This is a genomic window from Nocardia yunnanensis, assembly GCF_003626895.1.
GTDB lineage: Bacteria > Actinomycetota > Actinomycetes > Mycobacteriales > Mycobacteriaceae > Nocardia > Nocardia yunnanensis.
Genome location: NZ_CP032568.1, coordinates 4,612,380 through 4,627,491 on the forward strand (window position 1 = coordinate 4,612,380; position 15,112 = coordinate 4,627,491).

Below are 15,112 nucleotides of genomic sequence, written 5' to 3' on the forward strand. Positions count from 1 at the left end.
GGTTGCTTACCTGAAGGTTCGACATCTGGTCAGGAGGGCGCGATGAGCACCGAGGGTGACGCGAGTAACACGGTGTGCGGCATGTCCGTGGCCATCGACGTGGTCGGCGGCAAATGGAAGCTGCACCTGATGTGGGTGCTGGCCGAGGGGCCGCAGCGCTTCGGGCAGATCCGCCGCCTGCTGACCGGCGTCAGCGAGAAGGTGCTGGCCGAGAACCTGCGCCAGCTGGAGGCCAGCGGCATCGTGCACCGCGAGATCTACGCGGAAATCCCGCCGCGCGTGGAGTATTCGCTCACCGAGCTGGGCTGGGAGTTGAGCGCGGCGCTGCGCCCGCTCGAGGAATGGGGCGACCGCAATCGCGACCGCGTGCCGGGCCGCCCCCTCACCGCCGCGCGCTGAGCGCGCTGGCCGATCCCGGCTCTAACCCCCGACGATGCTGGCCCCCACGCATTCCAGCAGCGCGGCGGCGTCGACCATGCTCGCGGCCGGGTCCGGCTCCAGCTCCGAGAGCGCGTAGGCGGCGGCGAATCCGGCCGCCTTCAATTGCTCGGCGGTCAGCTGCACGCGCCCCGCGACGACGATCACCGGCACCCCGGCCGCGCGCGCGGCGGCGCAGACCCCGATCGGGGCCTTGCCGGACAGGCTCTGCTGATCGAGCGAGCCCTCCCCGGTGACCACCAGGTCGGCGTCGGCCAGCTGCGCCGGAAAATCGATCAGCGTCAGCACCACGTCGATCCCGGAGCGCATGCGCGCGCCCAGCGCGGCCAGCGCCCCGAAGCCGGCGCCGCCCGCCGCGCCGGCGCCCGGTTTCTCGGCCCATTCGGGGCCGAGCACGGCGGCCCAATTCTTCAGCGCCGCTTCCAGATTCGCGATCTGATCGTCGTCGGCGCCCTTCTGCGCGGCGTAGACGGCGGCCGCGCCGTTGGGTCCGAGCAGCGGATTGTCCACGTCACCGGCCAGCGTCAGGGTGGCGTCGGCCAGCGCGGGATGCAGGCCGGAGCGGTCGATGCGCACCGCGCGGGCCAATGCCGCGCCGCCGCAAGGCAATTCATTGCCGTCGGCGTCGAGAACGCGCAACCCCAGCGCCTGCAGCATGCCGGCCCCGCCGTCGGTGGAGGCGCTGCCGCCGAGCCCGAGCACGATGTCGCGGGCGCCCCGGTCGAGCGCGTCGCCGATCACGTCGCCCACGCCGTAGGTGGTGGCGTGCAGCGGATCATGTTGTCCGGCGGGAAGTTTCGAGATTCCGCTGACGGCCGCGAGCTCGATCACCGCCGTCGCGCCGCGCACCGCGTACGAGGTCTGCACCGGCGCGAGGGTGGGCCCGTAGCTCTCGATCTCGACCTGTTCCCAGCCCGCCGCCACGAAGGCGTCGAGCGTGCCGTCCCCGCCGTCCGCGATCGGGGCCTGCCGCACCGCCGTCTCGGGCGCGAACCGGATGATCCCCCGTTCCAGCGCGGCCGCCGCCTCCGCCGCGGTGAGTGAGCCCTTGAATTTGTCCGGGGCGAGCAACACCCGGCGCGGCTGTGGGTTCTTCATACCTACAGTGTGCGCAATGGATGCCGGAGTATGCGTGACGAACCGAGCCCGGCACGTTCGACCTGGTGGCGACACGCCCGAAGCCACCCTTCCCGTATTCGGACAAATAGCCGCCGCGGGCGCACTAACGTCGCATCCATGTCGAGTGAGTCGATCGAGGTCCGCAAGAACGCCGCACTGGATCGGTTCGAGCTGTACGTCGACGGACAACTCGCCGGCGTCGCGGCCTATCAGGACACCGCCAACGAGCGCGCCTTCGTGCACACCGAGATCTATCCCCAGCACGAAGGGCTCGGCTACGGGCGCAAGCTCGTGCAGGGCGCGCTGGATCAGACCCGGGACGAGGGGTACGGCATCCTGCCGCTGTGCCCGATGGTGCACCACTTCGTCGAATCCCGGCCCGCCTATCTGGCTTTGGTGCCGCAGTGGTCGCGGGAGCGGCTGAACCTGCCGCAGAACTAGCGGCCGCGATCAGTAGGCCTTGACCGCGCCGTCCAGCGCGGTCTGCAATTCGTCGCGCACCACCCGCGTGATCTCCGCGGGCTTGGTGGGCAGCTCCGCCACGGGCACCCCGAAGTGGAAGCTGGCCGAGTGCGCCTCCTCCTTGGTGGGCTCGACGGCGGGATCCAGCCGTGGGCCGTAGCTCAATCCGAGGCACACCAGCACCGGTTCGGCGCCGAGCTTCTTGGCGCGGAAGGCGATGTGCCCGATCCCGGTTCCGACCTGCTGCACCCGGGTGGGGTCCACATCGTTGCAGGTGCCCTCGGGAAAGACCGCCACCCCGTCGCCGCGCGCCATGCGTTCGGCGCAGACGTCGATCATGCGCTGCCCGGCCGCGTTGACCGCGCGCAGCCCGTGGTCCTTGCCGCGGAAGACGGGGATGCCGCCCATCATGTCGATGCGCCCACGCAGCGTGTCCTCGACGAACAGCTCGTCCTTGGCCAGCACCCGGGTGTGCCCGATGACCGGGCGCAGCGCACTGCGCCAGGCCGCGGCGGCGACGGTGTAGGGATCGAGTTGCGAGAGGTGATTGACCGCGATGAGCAGCGGCCGCCGCTGGGAGATGAACTCCCGCAGCCGGTCCCGCGCGCCCGGAGCGTAGCTCACCCGGGGCCGATAGCGACGCCCCAACAGCCAGTAGGCCGCCCGCGCCTTCAACAGATTCTGCTGATGATCGCGATAGAAGTCGTAGACGGCATCGCTGTTCTCGAGGATCACCTCGGGACGTTCCATAAGGCCACCCTAGCTACCAACCGCAAGGTATGCGGGACAAGTTTTTCGGGCCTTGGAATCCCGCGGCACGGCACAAATGAGTAACCAGCAAATTATGCAACGCAATTAGCCTGTCTCAGTGCGATGATGGCGGGGTGGCACGCGCAGAGGAACACGGGGACCGTTCTCGACGCGAATCCCGGCATGAAGACCAGGTGGTTCGCCCTGGCACTTTGCTGGTGTCCGCAACCGATCTCGTCGAGCCCTCGTTCAGGCGCTCGGTGGTCTACATTCTCGAGCACAACGACGGCGGCACCTGGGGCGTGGTGCTCAACAAACCCAGCGACACTCCCCTGAACGATGTGCTGCCCGCGTGGTCCGAACTGGCCGCGGGACCGCGCGCCCTCTATATCGGCGGCCCGGTGAAACGCGATGCCGCACTGTGCCTGGCCACCATCAAGGTCGGCGCCTCCATTGCCGGACTCGCGGGCGTGCGCCGGGTCGACGGCCGGGTCGCCCTGATCGATCTGGACTCCGATCCGGACACCATCGAGCATCTGGTCGAGGGCGTGCGGGTCTTCGCGGGTTACGCCGGCTGGACCTTCGGCCAGCTGGAAGGCGAACTGGATCGCGGCGATTGGATCGTGCTGTCGGCCCTGCCCTCCGACCCGCTCGCGGGGCGCGGCGATCTGTGGGCGCAGGTGCTGCGCCGCCAGCCGCTGCCGCTGTCGCTGCTGGCGACCCACCCGATCGAACTCGAGCGAAACTGAACCGTCGGAACGTCTGTGTCGTGATCGATGCGGAGGTAAGCGATGCCGGAGGATCAGGCGGCTCTGCTCCGCGCGTTGTACGACGAGCACGGGGCGGCGCTGTGGCGCTACACCTACGGTCTGGTCGGTGATCCCGGGCGGGCCGAGGACATCGTGCAGGAGACCTTGCTGCGCGCCTGGCAACGACCCAATGTCCTGGATCAGTCGACCAGCTCGGCGCGGGCGTGGCTGTTCACCGTGGCCCGCAATCTGGCCGTGGACGAGCACCGCAGCGCGCGCAGCCGCCGCGAGTTCCGCACCGATCACCCGCCCGAGGTCCCCGAACCGGACAAGACGGATCGGGCGTTGGACGGGTGGCTGGTGGCGGACGCGCTGGCGCGGCTGAGCGTCGACCACCGCGAGGTGATCGTGCGTGCCTACTATCGGGGCCTGTCGACGCATCAGATCGCGACGGAGCTGGAGATCCCGGAGGGCACGGTCAAATCCCGGATGCACTACGGCATGCGGGCATTGCGTTTGGTGCTGCAGGAGATGGGGGTGACGAGATGACCGAGGGCCATGAGCTGTGCGTTGGCTACACCACCTGGGATGGCGCGTACGTGCTCGGCGCTCTCGCCCGCGACGACCGCCGCGAGTACGAGGAGCATCTGTCCGGCTGCGAGGCGTGCCGCACCGCGGTGGGGAAACTGGCCGGGCTGCCCGGACTGCTGGCGCTGGTGGATCCGGAGACGGCGTTCTCGGTTGCGGCACAGGAGGATCCGCCCGCGTCCGTACCGCCGCCGCCCGAACGGCTGCTGCCCACACTGGCGGGTCAGGCCGCCAAGCGGCGGCGCCGGGGGCGATGGTGGACGCTCGGCGGATCCGTGGCGGCGGCGGCCGCGGCGGTGATGATCGCGGTGCCGGTGACGGCGACCGTGGCCCGGGACGCGGGTCCGGCGATCGTGCAGCAGGTGGTGGCGCAGGGCCCGCTGAAACCACAGACCGACACCCCGATTCAGGCCACCTTCAAGGTGAGCACGATCAATGGGCAGACCCGCGTGGACATGTGGTGTCAGTACCCGCCGGCCGCCGAGGCCGACGACGCCTCGTACCTGTGGACGCTGTCGCTGTGGGTGACCCGGGACGACGGCGTGCAGTCGAAACTCGCGGAGTGGACGGTGAAACCGGGACAGACGCTGACTCCGGACGGCACCACCTCGGTGTCGCCGGAGCAGCTGAAGACGGTCGAGATCCGCAACATGTCCGGCAAGGTGCTGCTGGCGGCGGGTATCTGACCTACTTGGTCTTGCGGCGGAACGTGGTGGTGGACCAGAAGTAGCCGAACAGCCCGATCGCCACGCACCAGCCGACGGCCAGAATCCCGTTGTGCCCGATGGGATCTCCCATCAGCAGACCGCGCAGGGTTTCGGTGATGGGGGTGAAGGGCTGGTACTCGGCGAACTGCTTGACGCCCGCGGGCATGGTGCCGGTGGGCACCAGACCGCTGCCGAGGAACGGCAGGAACAGGATCGGCGTCGGCATGTTCGAGGCGCTCTCCGGCGTCTTGGCGACCAGGCCGAAGCCCACGCCCAGCCAGTTCAGCGCGAACACGGTCAGCGCGATGAGGCCGAAGGCGGCCACCCATTCCACCGGGTTGGCGTGCGGCCGGAAGCCGATGGCCAGCGCGGTCAGCGTCATGGCCACCACGCCCAGCATGCCCTGGACGAGGGTGCCCACCACCTGCCCGGTCAGCACCGAGGCGTGCGAGAAGCGCATGGTGCGAAAGCGATTGATGATGCCCTTGGTCATATCGGTGGCCATGCCGACCGCGACGCCGGCCACCATGTAGGCCGGGATGATCAGCATCATGCCGGGGGTCAGGTAGTCGATGTAGCGGCCGCCGGTGGCTGACTTCAGCGCGCCGCCGAACACGAAGTTGAACAACAGCAGCAGGAACACCGGCATGATGACCAGCGCGAACGTCATGCCCGGATAGCGCTTGGCGTGCACCAGGTTCCGGCGCAGCATGGTCTTGGAATCGGTGAAAGACATGGCGAGCGTGCGCCCACCCGTCGCCCCACCGCCACCCCTGAGGGAATCGCTACGCGATGCGAGATTCATTTGGCGGTCTCCTTCTCCGGAGCGTGGCCACCGGTGAGGGCCAGGAAGACATCGTCGAGATCGGGGGTGTGCACGGACAGTCCGGCGGGTTCCACCCCGGCCGCGTCCAGGCGATCGAGCACCTCGCGCAGCGAGCGGACACCGCCGTCGCTCGGGACGGCCAGCGTGAGATCACCGTTGACCTGCGAGGCGCTGCCGAAAATCAGGGCGGCGGAATCGAATTGGGCGCGTTCGTCGAAGTCCAGCCGGATGTAGCCGCCCGGCACCATCCGCTTGAGCTGATCGGCGGTGCCCTCGGCGACCAGCCGGCCCTGGTGCAGCACCGCGATCCGGTCGGCCAGTTGATCGGCCTCCTCGAGGTACTGGGTGGTCAGGAAGATGGTGACGCCGCGCGCGGTGAGCCGGCGAATGACGTCCCACATGGCCCGGCGGCTGCGCGGGTCCAGGCCGACGGTCGGCTCGTCGAGGAAGATCAGGCGCGGATCGCCGACCAGGGTCATGGCCAGGTCCAGGCGGCGGGTCATGCCGCCGGAGTAGCTGGAGGCGATCTTGTCGGCGGCCTCCTCCAGATCGAAGGTGGCCAGCAGCTCGGCGGCGAGCCGGCGGCTCTCGGCGCGGGGCAGATGGTGCAGATCGCCCATGAGCAGCAGGTTCTCGCGGCCGGTGAGCAGTTCGTCGACGGCCGAGAACTGACCGGTGACGCCGATCAGCCCGCGCACGTCGTCGGGCCGGGCGCCGGGATCGAAACCGCCGACGGAGATCTCGCCGCCGTCGGCGCGCTGCAGCGTGGACAGGATCTCGACCGTGGTGGTCTTGCCCGCGCCATTGGGGCCCAGCAGCGCGAAGACGCTGCCGGCCGGGACGGTGAAGTCGATGCGGTCGAGCACGATGTGCTCGCCGAAGGATTTGCACAGTCCGGCGACGGTGATCGCCGCCGATCCGGGGTGATTCATGGTTCCCCTCTCATTCATTGATACGCATGAACGCATGCGTCAGCCGGCCCGCGGCCGCCGAGGCGTGCGGCCGAAGTGTCGTGGTCCAGCTATTCGGTTGTGCTACGCGGCTTTTCGGTCAGCGAGCGGTACTCAGATGTCGAGGTCCTCGACATGCGGGTTCTCGGCGTCGAGGACACGGGCGTAGAGGCGATCCGGGATCTTGCCCTTCAACTCGTCGAGCGAGTCGAAGACCTCGAGATCGAAATCGCCCCAATCCTGTTCCCCCAGGCCGAGAAAGCGGCGCCACTGGCGCCAGTTGGTGTCGGTCGGGAACTCCGACCAGTTGGAGAAATGGCTGTGCACCGCGTACGCGCCTTTGCGTGTGCGGTACACCCGGATGTCCTCGATGCGCTCGTTGGCCATCTGGTGCCAGTGGGTGAGCAGGTGGCCGGAGAACCGGACCTGCCGGACGCCGTCCTTGCCCACCTTCAGGACCACCTCGTCGTAGCCCTGCTGCTTGCCCTCCTCGAGCTCGATGAAGCGCCGCAGTGCCGTGACGATCGCGCCCGACAGATTGCCCCCCACCAGTTCTTGCGCGCGCGCGAACAGTTTCAGGTCGTCATCGGATACGTAGATCGTCTTGTTCGGCATGAGCCAACTATACGTAGACGTATACATACATGGCAAGCATGATCGAGGAAAGCAAGATTGAACCGGTCGCGACTCGCATTCGTATCTCGATTGAGGGTATCCGGGCAGCGGTGGAGTCCACCGAAAGGAAGCGCCCATGCACAGTGGTACACGGGTCGTCGATCACCTCGTCGAGGCGGTTGCGGCGCTGGGCGTCGGGCACATCTTCGGTGTCGACGGGGCGAATATCGAAGACCTGTACGACGCGGCCTTCGACCACCGGCAGCTGGTCACGGCCGTGGTCGCCAAGCACGAGTTCGCCGCCGCGACCATGGCGGACGGGTACGCCCGCTCCACCGCGGGGCTCGGCGTCGTGTGCGCCACCTCGGGCGGCGGCGCGGTGAATCTGGTCGCCGGGCTGGCCGAGTCCTATGCCTCCCGGGTCCCCGTGCTGGCGCTGGTGGGCCAGCCCCCCACGGTCCTGGAGGGCAAGGGCGCCTTTCAGGATTCGAGCGGTCGGGCCGGCGCCTTCGACGCGGTCGCGCTGTTCACGCCGATCTCGCACTACTGTGCGCGTGTCGAGGCCCCCGCCGACCTGCCCGCGCACCTGGCCCACGCGGTCACCGCGGCTCGGCGCGGCGGACCCGCGGTATTGTTGCTGCCCAAGGACATTCAGCAGGCCGACCTGCTCGCTCCCGCGTTCAGCCCGCCCTCGCGGGCCTATCGCCGGGAGATCGAGCAGCTGTGGCGGGTACTGGACATCGTGCGCGGGGCCCGCGCCACCGGCAAGGTCGTGATCATCGCCGGCGATCAGGTGGCCCGTGACGACGCCCGCGCCGCGCTGGCGCGCTTCACCGCCGCCCTGGACGCCGCGATCGGGGTGGCGCCGGACGCCAAAGACGTCTACCACCACGCGGATCCGGGTTTCTGCGGCGTCGCGGGCAGCATGGGCAATCCGGAACTGCTGGACGCGCTGCGCGGCGCGGCACTGTGCCTGTTGATCGGCACCCGCATGCCGGTCACCGCCCGGGCCGGGCTGGAGGACGCGCTGGCGGCGGTGCCGCTGGTGAGCATCGGTGCGCTGCCGCCGTTCCCGCCCACCCCGCGCACCCCCGCTCCCGTGCACGCGCACAGCAACGACCTTTCGCGGACACTCGCGGAACTGGCCGGCGAATTGCGTTCGGACTCCGGAACTTCCGGCGGCCGGGTGGTGCCGCTGCGTCCGCGACCGCACCGGGAGCCGACGCTGACCCCACTGCCGGTGCCGCCCGCACAGGGTCCGGGACTGCGCTATCGGGAGGTGGTCGAGACCATCAATGCCGTGCTGCCCGAGGGCGCGGACGTCTTCGCCGACGCCGGCAATACCGGTGCGGCCGTGGTGCATCACCTGCGGCTGCCCCGCGACGGCCGGTTCACCGTCGCGCTCGGCATGGGCGGGATGGGTTACGCGTTCGGGGCCGGCATCGGGTCGGCGTTCGCCCGGCGCCGCCGCCCCGACGGCGGCCCGCGCCGCACCTATGTGATCGCCGGTGACGGCGCTTTCTTCATGCACGGCATGGAGATTCACACCGCGATCGAGCATCGGCTGCCGATCACCTTCGTCGTCTTCAACAACAACGCGCACGCCATGTGCATCACTCGTGAGCAGCTGTATTACGGAGATCGCTACAGCTTCAACCGATTTCGTCCCGCGTATCCGGGCGCGGGGATGGCCGCCATGTTCCCGGACCTGTGCGCTCACGCACCGCAGTCCCGGACCGAGCTCGACGCGGCGCTGCGGCACTGCGCCGACCGGCCGGGGCCCTCGTTCGTCTCGATCGACTGCGATCCGGACGAAATCCCGCCGTTCACACCGTTCCTGACGTCCCCAGGAGGCACCCCGTGACCACCAGCGCCCTGCCCGCCCTCAGCGACATCCCGGAAGCCGCCGTGCCCGGTGTGCTGCGGATCGAGAACTCCGATCGCGACGCCACCACCCCGATCATCCTGGACATGCTCCGATCGGTGTATCCGCACGATCAGATCTTCGGCGACTTCTGCCCGGTCCAGGGCTATATCGACGCGCCGCCACGGGATCTGTACGACTACCTCGCCGACACCCGCTGCCTAGAGGAATGGACCTACAGCCTGCGCGGCTTCACCGAGACCGACGAGCCGGGCCTGTGGGTGTCCTACGACCGGCTGGGCGACAGCACCAAGATCTACACCCGCACGGTCGCCAATCCCGACGCCATGACGGTGGACTACCACTGCGCCTGGGATCAGAGCGATCACCTGTGGATGGTCTACCTGATGCGGGTGGTCGACGCCCAGGTGGTGTTCGACAAGCCGGGATCGGTGGTGCTGTGGACGAATTGCCACCACCCCTTCTACGACAAGAACCCCTACAAGGACACCGCGCCCGACGGGCGCAAGGTCTGGGTGGGTGACTTCTGGGAGATGTTCTCCGCCGGGCACCAATTGGAGCTCGACAACCTCAAGGCCATCGCCGAATACCGCGCGTCCCACGGCCTGCCGATCAAGCCCGCCTGGATGGAATGAGTTGCCGCACATGGATTTCACCGACCCCACCCTCGGGACGCCGCCTGTCAGCCTGGTCGACGTCGCCAGCTATCTGCCCGGCGAGCCGGTCGGAACCGAGTACTTCACCCAGTTCTCGCGTTCGGATCGGATGGCCAAGAACGTCATGTTCCGCGCGCCCAAGGGCCGCCATCACGTGGCGCGCGACGAGACCGCCGTGGACATGATCGAGCGGGCCACCGCACCGCTGATCGATCGCCATGGGACACAGGAGATCTCGAATATCGACGTGCTGCTCACCCACACCCAGCTGCCCGACAATCCGGTGCTGGGCGCCGGGCCGGAGGTGGCGCGGCGGCTGGACATGAAGCCGCGCTGGGTGTTCGACATCCACAACGGCGGCTGCGCGGCGTTCGTGCACATGATGTGGATGGCGCGCATGATCCTGCGGACCACCGACGCGCGCACCGCCCTGGTGGCCTGCGCGCAGAACTGCGCGGGACCGGTGTTCACCCAGCCCGACATTCGCGGGCTCGCGCAGGCCCCGGTGCCCGGTGACGGCTGCGGGGTCGGGCTGCTGGTGAAGAACAACTCCGCGCCCATCCTCGACATCGAATGCCGCACCTACCCGGAGTTCGCCGGGGACATGGAGTTCAGCACCAACGGCGACCGCAAATACTGGGAACCCGGCGAGGGCCAGGGCTGTGTGACGTTCACCGAATCCAAGGTGGCCAAGGTGATGACGCGCGGCAACCGCCTGGTGCCGGAGGTGGCGCAGGCGGTGTGCCAACGCATCGGGGTCAAATCACGCGATATCGACACCTTCGTCAGCAACCAGCCCAATCGCCTGTTCCTGCGCAACTGGAACGAAGCCCTGGAACTGCCGCCGGAGCGGCATCCCGACACCTTCGACAGCTGCGGAAACCTGTTCGCCGCCGGCATTCCCGTCACCCTCGACACCGAGAACCGGGCCGGGCGGCTGCGCAATGGTTCGGTGGTGCTGATGGCGGCGTTCGCGCACGCCGGGGACTTCGCGGGGGCGGCGGCCGTACGCTGGGGGGCCGCGCGATGACGCGGCCGGCGCGCTGGCCGACCGGGCTGCGCGGCAGCGAGCTGACGCACGGCGCGACCGCCCTGCGCTACGACCTCAGCCTGAGCGAGAATCCCTTTCCGCCTTTGCCTTCCGTGGTGGCGGCGCTCGACCGCTGCCTGGGTGAGGCCAACCGCTACCCGGAATTTCTGCCGAAACGGCTGCCGGCGTTGATCGCCGAGCATCTCGGGCTGGAGGCGGACCAGGTGGTGGTGGGTTCGGGCGCGACCGGGGTGGCCCTGCAGATCATGCAGACGCTACCCGGTCCACGGGACGGATTCGTCTATGCCACACCGACCTTCGACGGGTACCCGATCATGGCCGACATGGTCGGGTTGCGCTCGGTGGCGGTCCCGCTGGATCCGCACGGCCGCCAGGACCTGTGGGGCATGGCGCGCGCCGTGGACGCCGGCACCGGGCTGATCGCGGTGTGCCGTCCGCACAATCCGACCGGCACCGTGGTGGCGGCCGCCGAACTGAAGGCGTTCCTGTGCGCGATCCCCAGCCACCTGCCGGTGATATTGGACGAGGCGTATGTCGAATTCCTCGGCGCGGCGGACACTCTCGACCATCACGAGCTGATCGAGCGCCATCCCAACGTGCTGGTGCTGCGCACCTTCTCCAAGGCGTACGGGCTGGCCGGGCTGCGCATCGGCTACGCCTTCGGGGCGGCGGACCTGGTGCGGCGGGTGCGGCGGCTGCAGCTGCCGTTCGGGGTGCCCGCGCTGGCGGTGGCGGCGGTGCGCGCCTCCTACGCGGCGGAAGCCGAACTGGGCGAACGGATTCTGCGCATCACCACCGAACGCGAGCTGCTGCGCACCGAGTTGCGGCGCGGCGGCATCCGGGTGCCGCGCAGCAGCGCCAACTTCCTGTATCTGCCGGGCCGCGACATCGCGCCCGCGCTGGCGCTGGCCGGGATCGCGGCCAAGCGCTACCCGGACGGCAGCGCCCGCGTCGCGGTCGGCGACCCGGGCGCCGACCGCGCGGTCCTGCACGCGCTGGCCGCGCGGCCCTCGGCGGGCGGCCGGTCCTTGCGGCACGACGACAGCCGGCTGCTCACGCTGACGGCGCGGTACGAGCCCAGCGTTGTGCGAGGGCCGCGCAGGTGATGAGCTGGATCTGGTGAAACATCATGAGCGGCAAGACGATCAAGCCCGCCTGATGACCGGCGAACAGCACCGTCGCCATCGGCAGGCCGGTCGCCAAGCTCTTCTTCGAACCGCAGAACACCACCACGATCCGGTCGGCGCGATCGAATGTCAGGGCCTCGCCCAGGAACCCGGTCGCGGCGATGACGACGGCCAGGATCACGCAGCACACCACCGCCAGCGCCAGAATTCGCCACGGCGACATGGCATGCCAGATGCCCTCCACCATGCCGGCGCTGAAGGCGCTGTAGACCACCAGCAGGATCGAGCCGCGATCCACCAGCTTGGTCGGCTCGGCGTAGCGGGCCAGGAAGCCCTTGACCTTGGGGCGAATCAGCTGGCCGAGCAGGAACGGCACCAGCAGCTGCACCACGATGTCCACCACGGCCGACGGATCCACCCGCGCCTGCCCGGTGGTGTTCATCAACAGGATCACCAGCGCCGGAGTCAGGAAGACGCCCAGCAGGTTCGACACCGTGGCGCTCACGATCGCCCCCGCCACATTGCCCTTGGCGATGGAGGTGAACGCGATCGAGGACTGCACCGTCGACGGCACCAGGCACAGAAACAGCACACCGGTATAGAGGTCCGCGGTGAGGATGTGCGGCACCAGCACCCGCGCGGCCAGGCCCAGCAGCGGGAACATGACGAAGGTGCAGGCCAGCACGGTCAGATGCAGTCGCCAGTGCTTGAGGCCCGCGATCGCCTCCTGCGGGGCCAGCCGGGTGCCGTAGAGCAGGAACAGCAAACCGATGGCGATCTTCGTCAGCCAGCTCACGACCTCGGCGGCGTCGCCCCGGGCCGGGAAGATACTGGCCAGGACGACCATCGCAAGGATCGACAGGATGAACCCGTCCAGGTAGAACTTGCTGAGTAGTCGCACCGAAACAGGCTAATCACCCCAAAATTCCCGGGATAACACCGCACCCGCGCAGCGGCGATACTGGTGGTGATCGACAGTTTCGACGACTCCCGAGGGGAATCGCCATGGTCCAGTGGACCGTCGCGGCCGCGCCCGCACCCGAGACCTGGGGGATCTCGGGCCCGGCCTTCCTGGCCGGCTACCTGCTCGCCGCCGTGGCGGCTCTGGTCTTCGGGTTCGCCCGGCGCGCGGCGGTGCTGCGCGCGACCGACCCGCACTGGCCGCCCGCCGCGCCCCTGCGGCCCACCGAGACGGCCATGCTCGTCGACGACCGGCGTCCGGTGCTGGCCGGTCTCGCGCAATTGCGCGGCCATCAGCTCATCGACTCGACCGGCCGGCCGGTGCGCACGCCCACCGAAACCGAACAGCGGCAACTGGATCCGGTGTCCGGCACCCTGTTCACCCATCTTTTCGGCACGAAGCAGCCGCGCGTATCGGAGATGGTGCTCGCGACCGGCACGGCGGTGCGCGGCCTGCGCGACAGCCTGATCGCCCGCGGCTACCTCTCCGGCGACACCCAGCGAAAAGCCTTGTGGACGGCCCGGATTCCGCTGCTCGGGGTGCTCGTCCTCGGCTTCGCGCGGCTGTTGTCCTCGTCAGGGCATCCGGTCGGGTTCCTGATCGTCGCCATGATCGTGTGCGCCGTGTTCACCTGGGTGGTGGGGCGGTCGACGCGGCTGACCCGGCGCGGCCGGGAGGCGCTCGCGGTCACCACCGCGAGCAATCGCCATCTGCGCCCGGCCAATGCCCCGGCCTATTCGGCGTACGGGCCCGACAGCGCGGCGCTCGCGGTCGCGTTGTTCGGCGGGATGGCGCTGTGGGGCCTCGATCCCGCGCTCGCCGGGGCCGCCGAGATCGCGGCCGGCGGCGGCAGCGGCGGCAGCAGTTGCGGTTCCGATTCCAGCTGCGGCAGCGGGGACAGCGGCGGCTCCAGCTGCGGCAGTTCGTGTGGCGGCGGATGCGGCGGAGGTTGCGGCGGATGACCGGTTCACCACTCCCGGCCGGGGCGCTGGGCATCGGCTGGCGGCGCGAGATCTGCGGCATGGTCGCGGATTTGAACGGCCTCGGATTCTGCGAGGTGATCGCGGAATCGCTGACGCCTGCGGGCTCCGCAGGGTCTCGCGACAGGACGAAGGGCGGGGTCGCCGTACCCGAGGAGCTCGCCGCGCTGATCGCGCGCGGGATTCCCGCGGTGCCGCACGGCATTTCGCTGTCGCTGGGCGGCGCGGAACCCGTGGACGACCGTCGTGCCGCCCACCTGGCCGAATGCGCGCGGGCGCTGGACGCGCCGCTGGTGAGCGAACACATCGCCTTCGTGCGCGCCGGGGGCCTGGAGGCCGGTCATCTGCTGCCGCTGCCGCGGACCCGGGAGGCGCTGGATGCTTTGGAGCGCAATATCTTCCGGGTGATGCGCCGGCTGGATGTGCCGCTGGCGGTGGAGAACATCGCGGCGCTGTTCGAATGGCCCGACGCCGAATACACCGAGGCGGAGTTCCTGCAGGAGCTCGTCGAGCGCACGGGCGTGTTCCTGCTGCTCGACATCGCGAACGTCTACGCCAACGCCCGCAACGCCGCGCGCGATCCGCTGACCGAATTGCTGCGGCTGCCGACCGAGCGACTGGCGTACTGCCACATCGCGGGCGGCCACGAATCCGGCGGCCGCTACATCGACACCCACACCCACCCGATCCCCGCCGAGGTGCTGGCGCTCGTGGCCGAGTTCGCACCCGGCCGGGAGGTGCCCCTCATGCTCGAACGCGACGGAAACTACCCGCCCGCAAGCGAACTCGCCGCCGAGCTCGCCGCCATCGCGACGGCGGCGGGGCGGCGGCCCGTCACCCTGCGCACCGCGGCGGTGCCGGCATGAGCGGCGAAACCCGCACGGCGACAGGGCCGCTCGCCGATCGACCGACCCTCGCACAGCGGCAGGCGGCACTGGTGCGTGCGCTGGTGGCCGGGGACGCGGCGCCCGCGGGGTTCGACGCCGGCGATCTCGCCGCCACCGCGCACGGCCTGCTGCACAAGCGGGCCGAGGAGGTGCGGCGGCGGTTCCCGCACCTGGCGCATGCGGTGGGGGCGGATTTCACCGCCCGGTACCTGGAGTGGGCGCGCACCCGGCCCAAGACCACCACCGTCGGGGACGCGGCCGCCTTCGCCCGCGCCCTGGGCCTGCCCGACCCGAGACCCGGGCGGGCGCGGCCGCGCTGGCGACGCCTCGGCAGGTGATCCGGCCCACTCGGGCATGCTGG

At 69.5% G+C, this 15,112-nt stretch carries 18 protein-coding genes; 12 read left to right on the forward strand and 6 right to left on the reverse strand.

Annotated elements, in window-relative coordinates:
- The first annotated feature begins 42 nt into the window (after nt 1-42).
- Nucleotides 43-399 carry a winged helix-turn-helix transcriptional regulator gene (locus tag D7D52_RS21650; RefSeq protein ID WP_120739093.1) on the forward strand — a complete coding sequence of 119 codons (357 nt, stop codon included), beginning with the start codon at nt 43-45 and terminating at the stop codon, nt 397-399.
- A gap of 21 nt (nt 400-420) precedes the next feature.
- Here the strand turns inward: D7D52_RS21650 and D7D52_RS21655 are convergent, their stop codons facing one another.
- A complete protein-coding gene (locus tag D7D52_RS21655) occupies nt 421-1,536 on the reverse strand; it encodes a glycerate kinase (protein WP_120739095.1) in 1,116 nt (371 codons plus the stop codon).
- Nucleotides 1,537-1,674: 138 nt separating this feature from the next.
- On the opposite strand from D7D52_RS21655, the gene D7D52_RS21660 reads away from it, so the two are divergent.
- Nucleotides 1,675-1,998: a GNAT family N-acetyltransferase gene (locus tag D7D52_RS21660; RefSeq protein WP_120739097.1), complete on the forward strand. Its 324-nt coding sequence runs from the start codon at nt 1,675-1,677 to the stop codon at nt 1,996-1,998.
- A 9-nt stretch (nt 1,999-2,007) separates the two neighbouring features.
- Here D7D52_RS21660 and D7D52_RS21665 read toward each other — a convergent pair whose 3' ends face one another.
- The gene (locus D7D52_RS21665) at nt 2,008-2,769 is read right to left on the reverse strand and encodes a lysophospholipid acyltransferase family protein (RefSeq protein ID WP_120739099.1); all 762 of its coding nucleotides are present in this window, start codon (nt 2,767-2,769) and stop codon (nt 2,008-2,010) included.
- A 134-nt stretch (nt 2,770-2,903) separates the two neighbouring features.
- Between D7D52_RS21665 and D7D52_RS21670 the strand changes: the two genes are divergently transcribed.
- The 3 genes from D7D52_RS21670 to D7D52_RS21680 are packed head-to-tail and all read left to right on the forward strand — an operon-like array spanning nt 2,904 to nt 4,792.
- Nucleotides 2,904-3,518, forward strand: coding sequence for a YqgE/AlgH family protein (locus D7D52_RS21670; RefSeq protein ID WP_120739101.1), 615 nt, complete (start codon nt 2,904-2,906; stop codon nt 3,516-3,518).
- A 42-nt stretch (nt 3,519-3,560) separates the two neighbouring features.
- Complete coding sequence (locus D7D52_RS21675) at nt 3,561-4,067, forward strand: sigma-70 family RNA polymerase sigma factor (protein ID WP_120739103.1); 507 nt, start codon at nt 3,561-3,563, stop codon at nt 4,065-4,067.
- Nucleotides 4,064-4,792 (forward strand): zf-HC2 domain-containing protein, encoded by a 729-nt coding sequence (locus D7D52_RS21680; RefSeq protein ID WP_120739104.1) that lies wholly within the window; start codon nt 4,064-4,066, stop codon nt 4,790-4,792. Before D7D52_RS21675 ends, D7D52_RS21680 begins: the two co-directional genes overlap by 4 nt.
- 1 nt (nt 4,793) lies before the next feature.
- Here D7D52_RS21680 and D7D52_RS21685 read toward each other — a convergent pair whose 3' ends face one another.
- From D7D52_RS21685 to D7D52_RS21695, 3 genes are all read right to left on the reverse strand, one after another.
- Nucleotides 4,794-5,549, reverse strand: a complete 756-nt coding sequence (locus tag D7D52_RS21685; protein ID WP_120739106.1) for an ABC transporter permease — start codon at nt 5,547-5,549, stop codon at nt 4,794-4,796.
- A 65-nt stretch (nt 5,550-5,614) separates the two neighbouring features.
- On the reverse strand, nt 5,615-6,571 hold the full coding sequence (locus tag D7D52_RS21690) for an ABC transporter ATP-binding protein (RefSeq protein ID WP_120739108.1): 957 nt from the start codon (nt 6,569-6,571) through the stop codon (nt 5,615-5,617).
- A 132-nt stretch (nt 6,572-6,703) separates the two neighbouring features.
- Complete coding sequence (locus D7D52_RS21695) at nt 6,704-7,204, reverse strand: EXLDI protein (protein ID WP_120739110.1); 501 nt, start codon at nt 7,202-7,204, stop codon at nt 6,704-6,706.
- Nucleotides 7,205-7,340: 136 nt separating this feature from the next.
- Between D7D52_RS21695 and D7D52_RS21700 the strand changes: the two genes are divergently transcribed.
- Genes D7D52_RS21700 through D7D52_RS21715 form a run of 4 tightly spaced genes read left to right on the forward strand, consistent with a single transcriptional unit; the run spans nt 7,341 to nt 11,902 of the window.
- Entirely contained in the window at nt 7,341-9,068 is a 1,728-nt protein-coding gene (locus D7D52_RS21700; protein WP_120739112.1) for a thiamine pyrophosphate-binding protein, read from the forward strand.
- A complete protein-coding gene (locus D7D52_RS21705; protein ID WP_120739114.1) occupies nt 9,065-9,724 on the forward strand; it encodes an SRPBCC family protein in 660 nt (219 codons plus the stop codon). The genes D7D52_RS21700 and D7D52_RS21705 overlap by 4 nt, the downstream gene beginning before the upstream one ends.
- 10 nt (nt 9,725-9,734) lie before the next feature.
- Nucleotides 9,735-10,775, forward strand: coding sequence for a 3-oxoacyl-ACP synthase III family protein (locus D7D52_RS21710; protein ID WP_120739116.1), 1,041 nt, complete (start codon nt 9,735-9,737; stop codon nt 10,773-10,775).
- Nucleotides 10,772-11,902 carry an aminotransferase class I/II-fold pyridoxal phosphate-dependent enzyme gene (locus tag D7D52_RS21715; RefSeq protein WP_120739118.1) on the forward strand — a complete coding sequence of 377 codons (1,131 nt, stop codon included), beginning with the start codon at nt 10,772-10,774 and terminating at the stop codon, nt 11,900-11,902. The genes D7D52_RS21710 and D7D52_RS21715 overlap by 4 nt, the downstream gene beginning before the upstream one ends.
- Here the strand turns inward: D7D52_RS21715 and D7D52_RS21720 are convergent.
- Nucleotides 11,850-12,824: a bile acid:sodium symporter family protein gene (locus tag D7D52_RS21720; protein ID WP_120739120.1), complete on the reverse strand. Its 975-nt coding sequence runs from the start codon at nt 12,822-12,824 to the stop codon at nt 11,850-11,852. The two genes, D7D52_RS21715 and D7D52_RS21720, sit on opposite strands and share 53 nt — an antisense overlap.
- 104 nt (nt 12,825-12,928) lie before the next feature.
- On the opposite strand from D7D52_RS21720, the gene D7D52_RS21725 reads away from it, so the two are divergent.
- The 3 genes from D7D52_RS21725 to D7D52_RS21735 are packed head-to-tail and all read left to right on the forward strand — an operon-like array spanning nt 12,929 to nt 15,089.
- Complete coding sequence (locus tag D7D52_RS21725; RefSeq protein ID WP_120739122.1) at nt 12,929-13,846, forward strand: TIGR04222 domain-containing membrane protein; 918 nt, start codon at nt 12,929-12,931, stop codon at nt 13,844-13,846.
- Nucleotides 13,843-14,730: an MbnB/TglH/ChrH family RiPP precursor modification enzyme gene (locus tag D7D52_RS21730; RefSeq protein WP_120739124.1), complete on the forward strand. Its 888-nt coding sequence runs from the start codon at nt 13,843-13,845 to the stop codon at nt 14,728-14,730. The genes D7D52_RS21725 and D7D52_RS21730 overlap by 4 nt, the downstream gene beginning before the upstream one ends.
- On the forward strand, nt 14,727-15,089 hold the full coding sequence (locus D7D52_RS21735) for an SCO6045 C-terminal-like domain-containing protein (protein ID WP_120739126.1): 363 nt from the start codon (nt 14,727-14,729) through the stop codon (nt 15,087-15,089). Before D7D52_RS21730 ends, D7D52_RS21735 begins: the two co-directional genes overlap by 4 nt.
- Nucleotides 15,090-15,112 lie beyond the last annotated feature (23 nt).